The organism is Thermosulfurimonas sp. F29, assembly GCF_019688735.1.
Classification (GTDB): Bacteria; Desulfobacterota; Thermodesulfobacteria; order Thermodesulfobacteriales; family Thermodesulfobacteriaceae; genus Thermosulfurimonas_A.
In genome coordinates this window covers 159,811-175,826 of sequence record NZ_JAIFYA010000001.1, presented here as the reverse complement: position 1 = coordinate 175,826, position 16,016 = coordinate 159,811, and the positions used below count along the sequence as shown (strand labels likewise).

The following is a 16,016-nucleotide window of genomic DNA, read 5'->3' as shown; positions in this document are numbered from 1 at the left end:
TCCGAAGGGGATTTGTCCGCGGGTTTCCTCTCTATTTCCTTGAGGATGTCGTAAAGTTTGCTCATTACCGTTAGACCAGAGATACCCGGAGAAGGATTACCAGTTCCACCTTGTCCGAGGATCTTACCGAATGCCGGAAAAGGGCCCCTACGCCGGGAAGACGACCCAGTCCCCACACGCTCCGGGTCTCGGTGTTTTTCTTGTTGAGGATCAGTCCGCCGATGACAATGAGGTCGTGATCGGTAACCCGGATAACGGTACTCATCTCCCGCAGGTTCACCTGGGGAAGGGTAACGGCGGTGTTCTGGCCAAATTCCTCCCGGCGCAACTCCACCAGGTCGCTCTTGATGGGAACGATGTGGAGGATGATTTCTCCGGAGTCGGTGATGTGCGGGGTGACCCCCAGCAAAAGCCCGTCGAAGATGGCGCTGGTGTCCACGGTGGTCTGGGTCTGCGAGATGTTTTCCGAGGAGATGACTTCCCGGGTTATCTCCCGCACATATCCCACGGAGCGGCCCACGCTGATCAGGGCGGGCTGGCCGTGGAGTACCCTTATTCGGGGATTGGAAAGGATGTGCACCCTCCCGTACCTTTCTAGGAGTTTGAGAACGCCCTCGAAGGAGGGCTTGTGCTGGTAGGAAAAGGTGAGGGTGGGCATGCCGGAGCGAAGGTCGAGACTGGCGCTGGAGACCGTGGGCAGGCGGGTGTCGCGCAGGGTCACCCAGTCGATACCTAGGTCGTGTCCCCGGGAGAGGTCCACCTCCACGATCTTGGCTTCGATGAGTACCTGGCGGCTGTAGCGTTTCTTGAGCCGTTCCACGAATTCCGCCACCCGGCGCACCCGGGAAGGATGATCGCGCACATAGAGGTTCCCGGTGAGTCGATTGAGGGTGAAGGTGCCCTCCTTGGAGAGAAGGGCCTTGAGGGAGGCCTCGAGCTGTTTGTATATGTCCGTGGATTCCCGGGCCGTCTCTCCGGTGACCTCGTATCGTCCCTGGAGGGGAGAGACGAACTCGGTGGTGCCGCTGGTGCCGGCGGTGCCACCGGCGGTACCGCCGCCTCCGGTGGAATATCCTCCCACCCCTCCCAGGACATCCCCCCCGATGTTGAATTTGGCCCCCCGAAGGGTCTGAAGGAAGGAAAGATCAAATATTCGCTCCTGAAAGGCCTCTACATAAATCACTCCTTCCTTTATCTCGTAGTGAAGGTCCAGGATCCGACACAGGGTGTCCAGAATTTCTTTTATGGTGTAGTCGTGAAACTCCGCGGTAATCAGCCGGGCCTCCGGGGGAAGGTACTGGTTAACCTCCTTGGAAATCACCAGGTTCAACCCGGCCTCCCGGGCCAGAAGATAAAATACCTCCAGAGCGTCCTCCCGGTGGAGAGAGAGACTCAGCCGGTGCGTCTCCAGAGGTGAGATCTTTTTGAAAACAGGTTTGATGACCGGAACCGCCGCATCGGGAGTTTCCTTTTTGGGGGAAGCGGGGGAGCCCCCTGGAACCGGATTCGGGGAGGGCTCCGGTGAGGGAGGAGGGGTGTGGGCTGCGCATCCCCACAGAAGGAGGATACACAGGCTAAAAAGCCAGCTTTTCACCCACAAAAACCCTGATCGTTTTCCTCTTGCCCCTGAGTACCACATAATTTTCTCCGATTTTTACTATTTTAAAGGGCCCCAGAGAATCGCCCACCGTGAAGAGACTATCCTCAAACTTGCAGATCGCCCGTCTTCCCACCCGTAACACGGCTTTCAGTTCGTAGTAAGACCTGGGAGAGACGAGCGCACGGGGGGATGCGGGGGCAGAAGGCGGGGGTTCCTCAAAACCCCTGATCGGCACCGGGCTAACCGGGACATACTTTACGACTTCCGGAGAGACCCGGGGCAGATTCCGGTAAACCTCCGGAGGACGCGGGACCCTCAGGCGGGAAAGATCGGGGCGAAGGTGCCAGTAAATAAGGGCGCAGATCGTAAGCGCCACGAGCACCGGTCCCCACCAGACCAGATATCCTATGTACCTTCCCATGGTTCAAAAAACCGCCTTTTTTCCTCTTACCAGGAGGTGGGGCACGCAACCACGGCGTCGCCCTCCCGTCTCCACGCAGGTGTTAAGCCGAAATTCCTCCAGGAAGAAAAAGCCCCGTTCGGTGTAAAGCTCGGAAAGTTTAAGGATGGCCTCATCGAGGGGGCGGAGTCCCACCTTTTCCAGAATCTGGATTTCCTGCGGGGGGGTGAGGCGGCGCCAGAATGGATATCTACCGTAGGTTTCCAGGCGGGTCAAAAGGTCCCGGGTCTGGGCCAGACTGCTCCGGGTCTGACGGACAAGGTGAAGGTCTTTCCGATAGTGGGAGTAGGCTCGCATCACCAGGTAGAAACTCAGGGTGAAGACGGCGAGCAGAGCCACCAGCCCCAGCCACTCCCGGCGATAGACGCGCAGAAGCTCCCTCATCGGAGACGCACCTCCAGGAAAAAGGAGGCCTTTTGGTTCAGTTCGTCGTAGTCGAAACGACTCTTCTCCACCCGGGCTCTCTCTTTGAAGGCCTCGAAAAAGGAGTAAAAGGCCCGTCGAGCCGGGCGGAGCCTCCCCTCAAACGCGAAGGAAAGCCTCAGCCGGTATCCCTGAGCCTCCCTGCGCACCCGTATTTCTTTGACCCGCACCCCCTCGGGCAACTTCTGGGCCAGCCACCAGAGAAATTCGTCCATGCGGGGCTGAGCCTCGAACTTTTTCTTCAACTCGAGGTACATCCGGAGTTTTTCCACCTGATCCGGGGGATAGTCTTTTTCCAGCCGGGCGATATTCCGCTGTAACTGCCGGGAGAGCCCCCTCAGCTCTCGATCCAGGTGACGATTCTTGCGATAAAGGTGAAAAAAGAGACCGTAATTCAGTATGGTTATCGCGAAAAGGGCCGCTCCGGCGTAACGCACCCACTCCAGGCCCCGGAGGAAGCTTCGGTGATAGGGGGGAAGGAGGTTGTAGTCCCCGGGGACGAAAGGGGCTCCGAAGAGCTCCGGATGGGTAAGGATGTCCTCCTCGCGGGCCTTAAAGCCTTCGAGGGAAGGGGTCCACACCTCCAGGTGTCCGGCCTCACGGAGGCGATCCCTTAGCGGACCGCAGGGGAAGAGCCGGCGGATGGGTTTCCCGAAAAACCTCTCGTAATAATCGAGTACCGCCAGGATGTTTTCTTCCACCGGGAGTCCCTCCACCCCCAGGAACTCGTCCACGGCCTGAAAGCGCATGTAGGTGGGGTGTCCCCTTTCGGAGACCACCAGCCAGAGCCCCTCCTCGTTCAACCGGGCGGTCAGGATCGGTTCTCCGTCCTCCCGGGCCACCAGGTAGGCCAGCCCCAGGACCTCGTGATAGATCCCCTTGAGGCGAGCCTGAACCTCTCCGAGCCGCCTGAGCAGCCCCTCCGCTCCGGAGGGATCCAGGGCCAGAAGCCCGACCTCAATGTTGACCGGCCCTTCCGAAAGTTTGTGAAAGACCACTCTGAAGGTCCCGGTAAAAAAGCCGGACTCCCGGACCTTGTCCTCGGCCTGAATGGCCAGGATCTCGCGAGGGCCCTTGGTCAGGGTCTCACGGGAAAAGTAAACCTGGGGCCGGGTATCCAGGGCCAGAACGGGACGATTCCGGAGTTCTCCGGGCTCGAGCTCCCGCACCTCCGAAAAGGTCCAGCCCCGGCGACCACCGGAGGCCCGAAGCCCTACGAAGCCCTCCCCTTTGGGTTTAACGACCCACAAGGTAGACATAGGCCAGCCCCAGAAGAAGCACCAATAAGACCAATCCGGCCATCCACCGGATCCTTTTCCCGCCGGTTCGAATCGCGGTGGAGGGCAGGGCCGCTGCCTCCGCCGCCTCCCGCAGAAGCCCCGGACTCAGGCGATGGGTACCCCGGGCGAAGGCCACGAGCAGAGCCCGATCCATGATCTTGTTTATGACTCTGGGGATCCCCCCGCTCAAACGGGTGAGTTCCCCCTCGGCCCCCCGGGAAAAGACTATCCCGGCCCCTCCGGCCCGGGCCAGCCGAAAACGCACATAGTCCGCTACCTCCTCCCGGGAAAAGGGAGACAGCCTCTCCCACACCGTAATCCTCTGGGCCAGCTGGGCCAGCTCCGGGGAGCGGAGCTTCTCCTCCAGGGCGGGCTGTCCGGAAAGGAGAATCTGGAGGAGCTTACCCTTCTCGGTCTCAAAGTTGGAAAGGAGCCGCAACTCCTCCAGGCTTTCCGGGGGGAGATTCTGCGCCTCGTCGATCACCAGCAAAAGGGTGCGCCCCCGCCGGGAAAGCTCAAAGAGGTAATCCCTGAAGGTCTTGAGCATGGCCTCTTTGGATCCCGAGGCCCGGATCTCCAGATCCTCCAGAACGGCCTCGAAGAGGGCCTCCGGCCCCAGGGCCGGCGTCAGCACCATGGCCGTAACCACCTCTTCGGGAAGCTCCCGAAAGAGCATCCGGATGAGAAGCGTCTTGCCCGTGCCCGGCTCGCCGGTGAGCACCAGGAATCCCTCCCGCCGCAAAATGCCGTACTTGAGGGCCTCGAGGGCGGCCTTGTGGGCTCGCGAGGGATAAAAGTAGTCCGTATCCGGCGTAATACGGAAGGGATGGTCCCTCAGGCCGAAAAAGCCCAGATAATCGGGAACTTCAGTGTATCTGGGAGATGAGCTCATAGATGGGCCCTATTAACGCTATTACGATCAGGAGAAAGATCAAACCGGTGACGACGATAAGCACCGGCTCCAGAATCTTGCTCAGGGTCTCCACCAGTCCCTGAATGATTTCGTAATAATGTCTGGCCAGATAACGCAGCTGGTCCACCAGTCGTCCCGTCTCCTCCCCCACCGCGATCATCCTGAGGTCCAGAGGCGAAAACAGACCCGAGCGGGAGGCTACATCCCGGAAACCTTCACCTCTCAGCACCCCTTCTCTCATTTCCCTGATAATTCTCTTACACAGTTCACTCTGGATGTTCATGGCCATGATATCAAAACTGCGTAGGATATCAATTCCTGCACCAAGGAGTAAAGCCAGATACTCAAAAAAGAAAGCAAGTATAGAACTACGCTTAACGCGGGATACGACGGGAAGTTTAAGGAGAATTTTTTCTATGTGTAGTCTAAACCAGGGGAACCTGCGGTAAAGGATCAGCGAGGTTACCAGCAGAACCATTGCGGCTCCCGCAAGGTACGGTATGTAGGACTGCAGGAAGGACACCGTGACCATGAGGAAGCGGGTGGGGGCCGGGAGGGCCACCTGCATCTGGGCGAAGAGTCCCAGGATCTTGGGCAGGACGAAAAGCAGCCAGAAGAGGAGGGCTCCGGTCATGGCCACCAGGACGAAGGCCGGGTAGAGCATGGCCCGCTTGGTCTGGGTGATGATGGTGTGAATGCGGTAGAGATGCTGGGCAGCCTCCTCCAGGGTGTGATCCAGGCGACCGGTCTCCTCCCCCAGCGCCGCGAGCGAGCGCACGATCCCGGGGAAGACGCCCTTTTCCCTTTCCATGCCCGCGGAAAGGGGATTTCCGGCCCGAATCTCCTGAAGGAGCACTCCCAGGGCCTTTTTGAGCCGGGGATTGGGGGTGGCCTCCCTCAGGTCGCGCAGGGCCTGAAAAAGTGGCACCCCTCCCCGCACCAGCAGGGCCAGGTTGTGGCACAGTTCCGCGAGCTCGGGCCGGGAAACCCCCTTGAAGGTGAGGCGATCCCAGGGGAAGACCGGACGGGAGGAGTACTTGATGAGCACCAGACCTTCCTGCTGGATGTACTGATAGAGGGCCCGCAGGTCCGGGAACTCCACTTGATCCTTGACTATACTTCCGTCCCGGGTCAGGGCCTTAAACCGATAAAGAGGCATTACCCCACCACCCTGCGAATCTCTTCCACGGTGGTAATTCCCTGAAGGACCTTCTGTCTGGCGGAGTCGCGGAGGGTGCGCATGCCGGCCTTTAGGGCCGCCTCGGCGATCTTAACCAGCGGCGCGTCCTCGGCTACCAGGGTCTTGATTCTCTCGTCCAGGCGAAAGATCTCCGCCACCACGGTTCGTCCCAGATACCCCCGACCCTGACACTGCTCGCACCCCTTGCCCCGGTAATACGCACGATCCGGCGGCAGATCGTAATGCTTGAGCAGGGATTCCGGGGGACGATATTCCTCGCGGCAGTAGGGACAGATCTTTCTCACCAGCCGCTGGGCCAGCACCCCCAGGAGGGAGGAGGCCAGGAGGTCCGCGCTCACCCCCAGGTCCTTCAGGCGATAAAGGGCGGAAAGGGCGTCGTTGGTGTGCAGGGTGGAGAGAAACAGGTGCCCGGTAAGAGCGCTTCTTATGGCCATTTCCGCGGTCTCCTCGTCCCGGACCTCTCCCACCAGGATCACATCCGGATCCTGACGCAGGAAGTGCCGGATGGCCCGGGCGAAGGTGTAACCGGCCTCCTCGTTCACCTGGGTCTGGCGGGCCAGGGGCAGACGATACTCTATGGGGTCCTCCGCGGTAAGCACATTTTTTTCGAGAAGGTTGAGCAGCCTCAGCCCGGCGTAAAGGGTAGTGGTCTTCCCCGAGCCGGTGGGACCGGTGACCAGAAACATTCCGTAGGGTTTTTCAAAGAGATCCCGGATGACGGCCACCTCCTCCTCGGTAAACCCCAGGCTGCTCAGGTGATACACCGTGCCCCCCAGAGACAGGACGCGGAGGACCATGTTTTCCCCCGCCGGGGTGCGCACGGTGGAGATGCGGAGATCGTATTCCTCCCCCAGGAATCGAAAGGGCATGCGTCCGTCCTGAGGCAGCCGGGTCTCGGCTATGTCCATCCCCGCCCGCACCTTTATGGCCCCGATGAGCCGGTTGTGGATGGCCCGGGGAAAGACCCAGAAGGGTTCCAGCACCCCGTCGATGCGAAAGAAGATCTGGGTGGTCTTCTCCGAGGGGGTAATGTGGATGTCCGTGACCCTTCGACCGGTGGCCACGATGAGGAGTTTTTCGATGAGGTCCTCCATCTGGACCTCGGCGTTGGGGTTCTCGCGGAGCCTTTCGGTAACCGCCTCGAGGTCCTTTTCCGGGGGATTTTCCAGAAAGTAGTAATAGCGTTCCAGGGCCCGGGTGATCTGGGAACGGGGGGCCACCAGGGGCTGAATCCTCATGCCGGAGACCCGGGACACCGCCTCCTGGAGGATCGGATCGAAGGGATCGTGCAGGGCCACCACCAGGGCACCCCCGGAGATCCGCAGGGGAAGCACCTCCCGCTGACGGGCAAAGGCCGGGGAGACCTTGAGCAGGGCCTGCGGCTCGGGGGATAGGGCGGAAATGTCCTCGAAGGGAAGTCCCGCCTGCTCGGCCAGAACCTGAGCCACCTCGAAGTCCGTGACCATCCCGAGCCGCACCAGGATCTCCCCCAGGCGCTCCCGGGTGGCCTTCTGCTCCAGAAGGGCGAAACGGATGTGTTCCTCGGTGAGAAGCCCCCGCTCCTTGAGAAGCTGACCTATGGGTTTTCTTTCCATGATCTTCTTCTTTATAGAAAATTAGGCCGATTTAGGCAAGCTTTTTCAGGCCCCGGGCCAGGATTTCCTCGGGGGATTCTCCCAGGAGGTGAGCGGCCACCTCCTCGGGACGTGGGCCTCCGGAGGCCAGCCTCAGGGTGAATCGAAGTCGGTCTCCCTCCACCCGCCACTCTCCTATCCATTCTTCGAGATTCAGGGTCCGGGATCCTCCGGACCGTTTCACCGTAAGCGGCGTGCGGAGGCGTCTTTCTACGCCTTCCGGGGATACCCCGCCCGGAAGAACGGCCTCAAAGAGGGCCTCTCCCGGTTCCCTTTCCGGTTCGGGCACCCTGCTTACCTCGCGCACCGAAAATCCCTCCGGCAACTGCCGGGAAAACGCGTTCCGGAAGACCTCCGCGGGGATCTCCGCGGAAAGGGCCACGAAGAAGACCTCCCGTTGGGAGGCCACTCCCACCGGAAGGGCTCGGCCGAAGGAGAGTTTCGGGCGGGGATTGAACCCCCGGGTGAAGGCCAGCGGCACACCGGCCCTTCGCAGAGCCCGCTCCAGGACCCTCTGGACCTCGATCTGAGAAAGAAAACTGGCGGTCCCCTCCCTGGCGTAAATCACCCGGTACCAGAAAAGGGATTCGCTTGCGGGAAGGTCCGGAAGGGGCTCGCGGTCTTCCACCGGGGAGAAGAGGCGATTGCGGATCTCCTTTCCGCAGACCCCGCATCGGAGACACTTTTCGAAACGGCAATCGGGGGAGACCTCTCCGCGCAGGGCCCTCTCCCTTTCGGCAAGGAGGAACTCCCGGGCAAGACCGCTTTCCAGGTGCTCCCAGGGGAGGACCTCCGCCGGGTCGCGTTCCCGAAGGTAGGCGGAAAGATCCAGGCCTAAGTTGCGGGCGGCGGCGAGCCAGCGTTCCAGACGGAACTCCTCGCTCCACCCGTCAAGGCGGGCTCCGAGCCGATGGGCCTCCAGAATGAGGGTGGAAAGCCGCCGGTCTCCCCGGGAGAGCACGCCCTCGAGGAAACTCTGCTCCGGGAGGTGCCACTTGAGCCGCAGCCCGCGGCCGCGCGTCCGCCGTTTCAGGAAACGCAGTCTCTCCCGCGTCGCCTCTAGGTCTATCTGGCGCTCCCACTGAAAGGGGGTGTGGGGTTTGGGCACGAAGGTGGACACGGAGACGGTGACCTCGAGGCCGCGGCCGGCCTTGCGAACCCTGCGGGCGAGAGCCGGTATGGCCTCGAGATCCTCCTCGGTCTCGGTGGGAAGCCCGATCATGAAGTAAAGCTTGAGGTCGCGCCAGCCCAGCTCCCGGGCGAGTTCAGCCCCCCGCAGCAGCTCCTCTTCGGAAATGTCCTTGTTGATGACCCGGCGGAGGCGTTCGGTCCCGGCCTCGGGGGCCAGGGTCAGCCCAGTGCGGCGTCCCCGGGAGAGGACCTCCAGAAGGCCCGGCGTGAGGCTTCCCACCCTCAAAGAGGGGAGGGACAGGGAGACCCGTTTTTCTCCGAAACGGCGATAGAGGGCCCTTACCAGGCTCTCCAGCGCCGTGTAATCTCCGGCGGAAAGGGAAAGGAGGGAGAGTTCCTCGTAGCCGGTGGCGGAAAGCCCCTCCTCGGCCAGGGCCAGCACCCTCTCCGGGCTTCGTTCCCTCACCGGACGGTAAATGGAGCTCGCCTGACAGAAGCGGCATCCCCTGGTGCAGCCCCGGGAGATTTCTACGGAGAGCCGATCGTGGGCGGCAAACCAGGGCACCGGGGGGCGAAAGGGATAGACCACGGCGTCGAGATCCGCCACCACGCGCCGGCGTACCCTTTCGTAACCGGGCTTTAAGGGTTCTACCGCCGCGAGCCGTCCTTCATCGTAAACCGGACGGAAGTAGGCCGGCACATAAAGCCCCGGAAGCCTCGTAAGGGCCTCGAGAAGCTCCCTTCGCGTGCCCCGGGCGGCCTTCCATTCCCTGACCACCTCGGCCACCTCGACGATGGCCTCCTCTCCGTCCCCGAACACGATGGCGTCGTAAAAGTCCGCCACCGGTTCCGGATTGGCCATGGCCGAGCCCCCGCCGAGAACGAGGGGATCCCCCTCACCACGCTCCCCGGCCAGAATCGGAATGCCGGAAAGCTCGAGCACGGTCACAATGTTGGTGGCGCAGAGCTCGTAAGGATAGGAAATTCCCACCACATCGAAATCCCGAAGCGGACGAGAGTGCTCCCAGGAAAGAAGGGTTAGCCCCCTTTCCCGCAGGAGTCGTTCCAGATCCCGGGCCGGAACATAAGCCCGGTCCGCCAGGAAGCCCTCCCGGCTGTTCAGAATGAGGTAAAGGATGAGGAGCCCTATGTGGGACATACCGATTTCGTAAAGATCCGGATAAACCAGACAGAAACGGACCTCCGCCTCCTCCCAGGGCTTGCGGAAGGCGTTGACCTCGCCGTCCAGATAGCGAGCGGGCTTGCGGACGCGGGGAAGAAGCTCCGCGGGATACATCTAGCCGAAAAATTTGAGAAGCACGAGAAGGATGCTGACGAAGGTAAAACCCAGCCCGGTGAACCACTGGAGAAAAGAAAGACGCTTTTCAAGCGCCTCGAAGCGTTTGCTCATGGCCTCGAAGCGTTGCTGATTGGCTTTTTCCATGGCCTCGAAGCGTTTTTCCATGGCCTCGAAGCGCTTGTCCATTTCCCGCTGGAGCGCCTCGAAGCGTCCGTTTATGGCCTCGAAGCGTTGTTGATTGGTCTTCTCCATGGCCTCGAAGCGTTTGTCCATGGCTTCGAAGCGCTTGTCCATTTCCCGCTGGAGCGCCTCGAAGCGTTTGTCCATGGCTTCGAAGCGTTGCTGATTGGCTTTTTCCATGGCCTCGAAGCGTTTGTCCATGGCTTCGAAGCGTTGCTGATTGGCTTTTTCCATGGCCTCGAAGCGTTTGTCCATGGCTTCGAAGCGTTGCTGATTGGCTTTTTCCATGGCCTCGAAGCGTTTGTCCATGGCTTCGAAGCGCTTGTCCATTTCCCGCTGGAGCGCCTCGAAGCGTCTTTCCATGGCCTCGAAGCGGGAGTTCAAAAGCTCCAGGAGGAGTTTGAGGTCCTCCTTAGTAACCAGTTTTTCCAGGATTGCCGAGGAACCGAGAATTCGGGAGACCACCTCCGGATGTTCCTCCAGATACTTCCTGAAAACTTCGACCAGAATTTCCGGATCCCACTCTCTCTTTACGGCGCTCATATCCCTTCCCTGTGGAATTTTTCTGTCATTATATTACTATCATCTGAAATCTTTGCCAAACTTTTGGAATTTATAAGCATGAATCTCAGGAGGCCCGACAGGCCTTGCAGGGTTATCTCAACTACAAGCGCCTGAAAAAACCCCTTCTTTTACCGAACCTCACGGTGGAGATCGGGTTCGGAAACGGGGAGTTTCTGACGCGGATGGCCCTGGAGCATCCCGAACGCCACTTCTTGGGGATAGAACTGTCGGGGATCTCCATCGAAAAGCTCCTGCGGGAGATCCGTCGAAGGGACCTCCGGAATGTATATTGCGTTAGGCTCGACGCCTACTGGGCCTTTTACCTCCTTTTTGCGGACGAGAGCGTGGAAACTATCTACATGAACTATCCGGATCCCTGGTTTAAGAAGAGACATCACAAGCGGCGCCTTACCAGACCCGAAAACCTTTACCTCTTTGCCCGGAGGTTGCGGACCGGGGGTGAGATAAGGCTGCGCACCGACGACCGGCCTTTTCTGGACTACACTCTGGAGGCGGCCCGGGAGGTGGAGGCCTTCGAGGTGTCCGTCGAGACCCTGAGGCCCACCTCCCCCTTAACCAAATACGAGGCCAAGTGGCTCGCCCGGGGGAAGACCCTCTGGGCCCTGGTCCTGAAAAAGATCCGCCCCCCGCGGGAAATTCCCCATCCCCGGATAGAGGAGGTGCAGGAGGTGTTTCCGGTAAGGGTTCCCGATATCACCGGCCTTCCCATGGTGCTCCAGAAGACCTTTCGCCTGAGAGAAGGCCTGATCCTTCGGACCTTTCGGGTCTGGGAACACGGCGAGGATCGGCTTCTGGAGGTGCTTCTCTCAGAGGAGGGGTATGTGCAGAAGTTTTTCGTCTTCATCCGGAGGAGGCCCGACGGGTATCAGCTGGATGTTTCCGGTTTCAGTGAGGTGCTCAAGACGCGGGGGATTCAGGAAATGCTGGAATTCCTGGCCGAAAGGGTGAAGGGATGAGCTTTTGTTTCCTGGGGGTGGATGTGGGAGGGGAGGAGAACACCTGGGCGGTGGCGGTGGAGAGGGAGGGGCTCAGGCCGCTTCCGGTGCTTTCCCTCTCGGGGGCAAGGCCGGTGGGCCTTGAGGAGATCACGGAATTCGTCCGGAAGGAGAGGGTGCTTGCGGTGGCCCTGGACGCTCCCCTTTCCTTTTCCCTGAAGGATCGGCGCGGGTTTCGCGAAGCGGATACCGCCCTTCGCGAAAGTCTCGCGCGGGAGGGAGGGCAGCCCGGCTGGGTCCTTTCCTACCACGCTCTTCAGGCGGCCCCGGTAAGAGGGCTGCTCCTGGCCGAGGCCCTGAGTCCCTTCGTGGGAACGATTCTGGAGACCCATCCCCGGGCCGGGCTTTATTTCACCTTTCCCGGGCTCAGGGAGGCGGTTCGCCTTTACAAGGATCCCCGCAGCCCGGCGGAGGAAAGGGCAAAGGCGGTCCTTTCTCTGTGGAGGGCCCTGGTGCCGGCGGACCCTCCGGTGCCTCCCACCGATGGTCTGGTGGATGCCCTTTCCTGCGCCCTTTCTGCGGCCGCCTATCACCTCTGTCCGCAGACCCTCCTTTTCCTCCCCGGTGCCCCCACGGCGCGCGGTTTCGGTCCCTTCGTGGTCCTCAGAAGGAAGATCCCCTCCCGGTTTTTCACCGGCTCCAGGTAACCGCCACCGCCAGGGGAAGGGTGAGGTTGTCGTTTAAGCCCGGAAGGGCCTCGATCAGGGTCCAGAGGAGGACCTTTAGGATCAGGGGGAGGGAAGGGGGGTGTCCCCATCCCAGGGCCACCAGCAGAGCCGTGAGGAAGAAGACCAGGTGATGCCTGAGACCCCGTCCGGAAAGGCCGGCCAGGGCGTCGGCCAGGGCCAGCACCCAGAGCCCCGCCAGAGCCGCCCGCACGGGAAAGAGGAGGAAGGCGAGTCCCACCCCCCACAGGTAATAGAAAGTTCCGGTGGGGCGCCGTTTTTCCTCCGGGCGAAGGAGTTTCCCGAGGCCCGGGGGAAACCATCCCCTCCCGCAAAGACGCAGGATCTCAAAAGCCGTTACTCCGACGAGAAGCGGCCCCCAGAGAAGAACGGATCTTGCTCCCAGCCAGAGGACCAGGGGATGGAGAATCAGTCCGGAAAGGTGAAGTAGTTTCCGGTAAACCTCCCTCAACGAGGATCAACCCAGAGGTTTTCGAAGTCAAGTCGCGCCGGACAGGTCAGCTCCCGAAAAAGGAAACCTCCCTCTCGAAAGTCTCCCTCCTTGTGGTAACGCCCCTCCCGCAGGTGCCAGATCTTGGCCAGCCTCTTTTCCGGATAGACGAGCACGAAGTAGCGGACCCCCTCCCGGGCGCAGATCTCGAACTTTACGGTCTCGTCGAGCCGGGCCGTATTAGGCGAGACGATCTCCACGACCATCTCCGGTGTCCGCACCAGGCGCCTCTGATCCAAGTCCTCGTCGCAGACCACCACCAGATCCGGTACCAGAACCGTGTCCTCGGCCACCTCCCAGGCCACCTCCTGCAGGGCCAGACACCGGGCTTTCTCGCAGGTCTCGAACTGATCCATCAACTGCCGGGTCAATCGATAACTAATCCATTGATGACGCAGGGCCGGGGCCACCATGGCCACCGGCTGCCCGTAGACGAGCTCCCAGTTTCCCTCCCAGGTCTCCCAGTCGGAAACGGTGTAATGAACGGGGACTCGGGCCGGCTCTCCCATGTCCCTACTCCCATTCAATGGTGGCCGGGGGCTTGGAGGAGATGTCGTAGACCACCCGGTTTACCCCTTTGACCTCGTTGATGATGCGGTTTGAGATCCGGGCCAGAAGATCGTAAGGGAGTCTGACCCAGTCGGCGGTCATGGCGTCCTGGCTTTCCACGCAGCGCACCGCGATCACATACTCGTAGGTGCGGTAATCCCCCATAACCCCCACGGTTTTGACCGGAACCAGCACGGCGAAGCTCTGCCACACCCGATAATACCAGCCGCTTTCCAGCATCTCCTCGGTAACGATGGCGTCGGCCTCCCGGAGGATGCGCAGCCGTTCCTCGGTGACCTCCCCCAGGATCCGGATGGCCAGGCCAGGACCGGGGAAGGGCTGGCGCCAGACCACCTTTTTTGGAAGCCCCAGCTCCCGGGCGATCTCCCGTACCTCGTCCTTGAAGAGTTCCCGGAGGGGTTCGATGAGTTTCAGGTTCATCCGTTCCGGAAGCCCTCCCACATTGTGGTGGGTCTTTATGGTGGCCGAGGGGCCCCTGAAGGACACGCTTTCGATCACATCCGGATAAAGCGTGCCCTGAGCCAGCCAGCGCACCCCGCCTATCCGCCGGGCCTCCTCCTCAAAGACCTCGATGAAGGTGTGTCCGATTATCCGCCGTTTTTCCTCGGGATCGGTAACCCCGCGGAGTCTCTCCAGAAACCTCTCCGAGGCGTCCACATAGTGGACCCGAAGCCCCAGGGAGCTCATGAGCTCCAGAACTTCTTCGGGCTCGTTCTTGCGCAGGACTCCGTTGTTGACGAAGATGGGGATGAGACGATCCCCTATGGCCCGGTGCACCAGAAGGGCCGTAACCGTGGAATCGATGCCCCCGGAAAGCGCACAGACCACCCGGTCCTCCGGGGGGACCATCTCCCGGATCTCCCGCACCGCGGACTCGATGAAGGACTCCATGGTCCAGGTGGGCTGGCAACCGCAGATCCGGAAAACGAAGTTGGCCAGCACCTCGCGGCCTATCTCGGTGTGGGCCACCTCCGGATGAAACTGCACGCCGAAAAGGGGCTTTTCCCGATGGCGCATGGCCGCGTAGGGGGAATTTTCACTTTCGGCCAGCGTCACGAAACCCGGGGGAAGAACCTCTATGCGATCCCCGTGGCTCATCCAGACCCGGAAGGTGCGGGAAGGCTCGAGCCCCGCGAAAAGGTCCTCCGTGGAAAGGATCCTGAGTTCCGCCGGACCGTATTCCCTTCGGGGGGAGCGTTCCACCCGTCCCCCCAGAAGGTGGGCTATGAGCTGCATTCCGTAGCAGATCCCCAGAACCGGTACTTCCAGTTCGAAGATCTCCGGCGAAACGGTGGGGGCTCCGGGATCGTAAACGCTGGCCGGACCTCCGGAGAGGATGATCCCCCGGGGCCGAAAGGAACGAATTTCCTCCGGAGGAACCGTGCAGGGTTTTATCTCGCTGTAAACACGGAGTTCCCGCACCCGCCGGGCTATGAGCTGGGTGGTCTGGGAGCCAAAATCCAGAACGAGAATGGAATCCTCATGCACCATGATCCTTTTCCCTCCACCGTACTCTTCGGAGAAGAATGACCGCTCCAACCAGGGCCAGAATGAGCACCCCTACGACGATCATCTCCATGAGGTAAAAGCGCAGCCTATCCATGGTTACTTCCCCGTGGGAAACCTCGAAGGCCAGAATCAGGAGCCGCCGCACCAGGGCAATGATGGCCACCATCAGGAAGGGTTCCACGCACTGCAGGTGATACTCCTCCCCGAAGATGATCTGCACCGTGTAGAGGATCTCCAAGAACATGAGGGCGATCAGGAACCGGTCGATGACCTTGAGTACCCCCAGGGCGAAGTCCTTGTATCCGAAGGCCCGGATGAGGGCGTGATAGCCGTCGTAGATTACCTCAACGGTGGCCAGGACGATACCCAGGGCCACCAGGATGTAGAGGAGGCGTTCCACCTTGAGGAAGGTGTCCTGAAGCCATATGTCCATCGAGGAACGCCGGCCCGGTCTTTTTTTATCGGCCATCTTTCACCCCTTCCTTCACATTTTGGAGAAGGTCGCGGCGGTTGTAAAGGGTCATGGCCCTGGCCAGTCCCTCTTCAAGCACGGTCCTTACGGCCTCCCCGGCCAGGGTAAGGATCCGTTCCGCAAGGGGCCATTCCTCCGGCGCGAACTCCGAAAGCACATAATCCGGCACCGGAATCCCCCGGGCCGGCCGTCCTATCCCCATCCGCAGACGGGGAATCTCCTCGGTGCCGAGGCTTGCGAGCACTGAGGCCATCCCGCGGTGCCCCCCGCTTCCTCCGCGGGGGGCCAGTTTGAGACGGCCCAGGGGAAGATCCAGGTCGTCGTAGACCACGAGCACCCTTTCCCGTGGGACCGGCCATCTCCTGAGAGCCGAGGCCACGGCCTCTCCCGAAAGATTCATGTAGGTAAGGGGCAGGAGGAACACCGCTCTTTCCGGCCATTCCGCCGCAAGGGCCCGCCCCTCGGGGGTCTCCCTAAAGACAAGGCCCTGGCTCCGGGCCAGGGCCTCCACCGCCATCCAGCCGAAGTTGTGTCGGGTGCGGGCGTAGCGCGGGCCGGGGTTCCCCAGCCCCACCACCAGCCACATG

16 protein-coding genes are annotated in these 16,016 nt (G+C 61.1%); 2 read left to right on the top strand and 14 right to left on the bottom strand.

Annotated elements, in window-relative coordinates:
* Positions 1–70: 70 nt before the first annotated feature.
* The 9 genes from K3767_RS00855 to K3767_RS00815 are packed head-to-tail and all read right to left on the bottom strand — an operon-like array spanning position 71 to position 10,665.
* A complete protein-coding gene (locus K3767_RS00855; protein ID WP_221171673.1) occupies positions 71–1,594 on the bottom strand; it encodes a hypothetical protein in 1,524 nt (507 codons plus the stop codon).
* Positions 1,575–2,021: a hypothetical protein gene (locus K3767_RS00850; protein WP_221171672.1), complete on the bottom strand. Its 447-nt coding sequence runs from the start codon at positions 2,019–2,021 to the stop codon at positions 1,575–1,577. The genes K3767_RS00855 and K3767_RS00850 overlap by 20 nt, the downstream gene beginning before the upstream one ends.
* A 3-nt stretch (positions 2,022–2,024) precedes the next feature.
* Positions 2,025–2,444 (bottom strand): hypothetical protein, encoded by a 420-nt coding sequence (locus K3767_RS00845; protein WP_221171671.1) that lies wholly within the window; start codon positions 2,442–2,444, stop codon positions 2,025–2,027.
* Positions 2,441–3,742: a YbjN domain-containing protein gene (locus K3767_RS00840; RefSeq protein ID WP_221171670.1), complete on the bottom strand. Its 1,302-nt coding sequence runs from the start codon at positions 3,740–3,742 to the stop codon at positions 2,441–2,443. The genes K3767_RS00845 and K3767_RS00840 overlap by 4 nt, the downstream gene beginning before the upstream one ends.
* A complete protein-coding gene (locus K3767_RS00835; protein ID WP_221171669.1) occupies positions 3,720–4,655 on the bottom strand; it encodes an ExeA family protein in 936 nt (311 codons plus the stop codon). The genes K3767_RS00840 and K3767_RS00835 overlap by 23 nt, the downstream gene beginning before the upstream one ends.
* Positions 4,630–5,835, bottom strand: coding sequence for a type II secretion system F family protein (locus K3767_RS00830; protein ID WP_221171668.1), 1,206 nt, complete (start codon positions 5,833–5,835; stop codon positions 4,630–4,632). Before K3767_RS00830 ends, K3767_RS00835 begins: the two co-directional genes overlap by 26 nt.
* Positions 5,835–7,472, bottom strand: a complete 1,638-nt coding sequence (locus tag K3767_RS00825) for a GspE/PulE family protein (RefSeq protein ID WP_221171667.1) — start codon at positions 7,470–7,472, stop codon at positions 5,835–5,837. The genes K3767_RS00830 and K3767_RS00825 overlap by 1 nt, the downstream gene beginning before the upstream one ends.
* A gap of 31 nt (positions 7,473–7,503) precedes the next feature.
* The gene (locus tag K3767_RS00820; protein WP_221171666.1) at positions 7,504–9,939 is read right to left on the bottom strand and encodes a TIGR03960 family B12-binding radical SAM protein; all 2,436 of its coding nucleotides are present in this window, start codon (positions 9,937–9,939) and stop codon (positions 7,504–7,506) included.
* Entirely contained in the window at positions 9,940–10,665 is a 726-nt protein-coding gene (locus tag K3767_RS00815) for a hypothetical protein (protein ID WP_221171665.1), read from the bottom strand.
* Between the two features lie 104 nt (positions 10,666–10,769).
* Between K3767_RS00815 and trmB the strand changes: the two genes are divergently transcribed.
* Together trmB and K3767_RS00805 are read left to right on the top strand one after the other, a co-directional pair.
* Positions 10,770–11,663 (top strand): tRNA (guanosine(46)-N7)-methyltransferase TrmB, encoded by an 894-nt coding sequence (gene trmB, locus K3767_RS00810; RefSeq protein ID WP_221171664.1) that lies wholly within the window; start codon positions 10,770–10,772, stop codon positions 11,661–11,663.
* Positions 11,660–12,349, top strand: coding sequence for a DUF429 domain-containing protein (locus K3767_RS00805; RefSeq protein ID WP_221171663.1), 690 nt, complete (start codon positions 11,660–11,662; stop codon positions 12,347–12,349). The genes trmB and K3767_RS00805 overlap by 4 nt, the downstream gene beginning before the upstream one ends.
* On the opposite strand, the gene K3767_RS00800 is transcribed toward K3767_RS00805, so the two are convergent.
* From K3767_RS00800 to pth, 5 genes are read right to left on the bottom strand one after another with little or no spacing between them, the layout of a single operon-like run.
* On the bottom strand, positions 12,333–12,839 hold the full coding sequence (locus K3767_RS00800; RefSeq protein WP_221171662.1) for a hypothetical protein: 507 nt from the start codon (positions 12,837–12,839) through the stop codon (positions 12,333–12,335). The genes K3767_RS00805 and K3767_RS00800 overlap by 17 nt on opposite strands.
* Positions 12,836–13,387, bottom strand: coding sequence for a Uma2 family endonuclease (locus K3767_RS00795; protein ID WP_221171661.1), 552 nt, complete (start codon positions 13,385–13,387; stop codon positions 12,836–12,838). Before K3767_RS00795 ends, K3767_RS00800 begins: the two co-directional genes overlap by 4 nt.
* 4 nt (positions 13,388–13,391) lie before the next feature.
* Positions 13,392–14,939 carry a glutamine-hydrolyzing GMP synthase gene (gene guaA, locus K3767_RS00790; protein ID WP_221171660.1) on the bottom strand — a complete coding sequence of 516 codons (1,548 nt, stop codon included), beginning with the start codon at positions 14,937–14,939 and terminating at the stop codon, positions 13,392–13,394.
* Positions 14,929–15,426 (bottom strand): phosphate-starvation-inducible PsiE family protein, encoded by a 498-nt coding sequence (locus K3767_RS00785; protein WP_221171659.1) that lies wholly within the window; start codon positions 15,424–15,426, stop codon positions 14,929–14,931. Before K3767_RS00785 ends, guaA begins: the two co-directional genes overlap by 11 nt.
* The gene (gene pth, locus K3767_RS00780) at positions 15,416–16,015 is read right to left on the bottom strand and encodes an aminoacyl-tRNA hydrolase (protein WP_221171658.1); all 600 of its coding nucleotides are present in this window, start codon (positions 16,013–16,015) and stop codon (positions 15,416–15,418) included. Before pth ends, K3767_RS00785 begins: the two co-directional genes overlap by 11 nt.
* Between the last annotated feature and the right edge of the window lies 1 nt (position 16,016).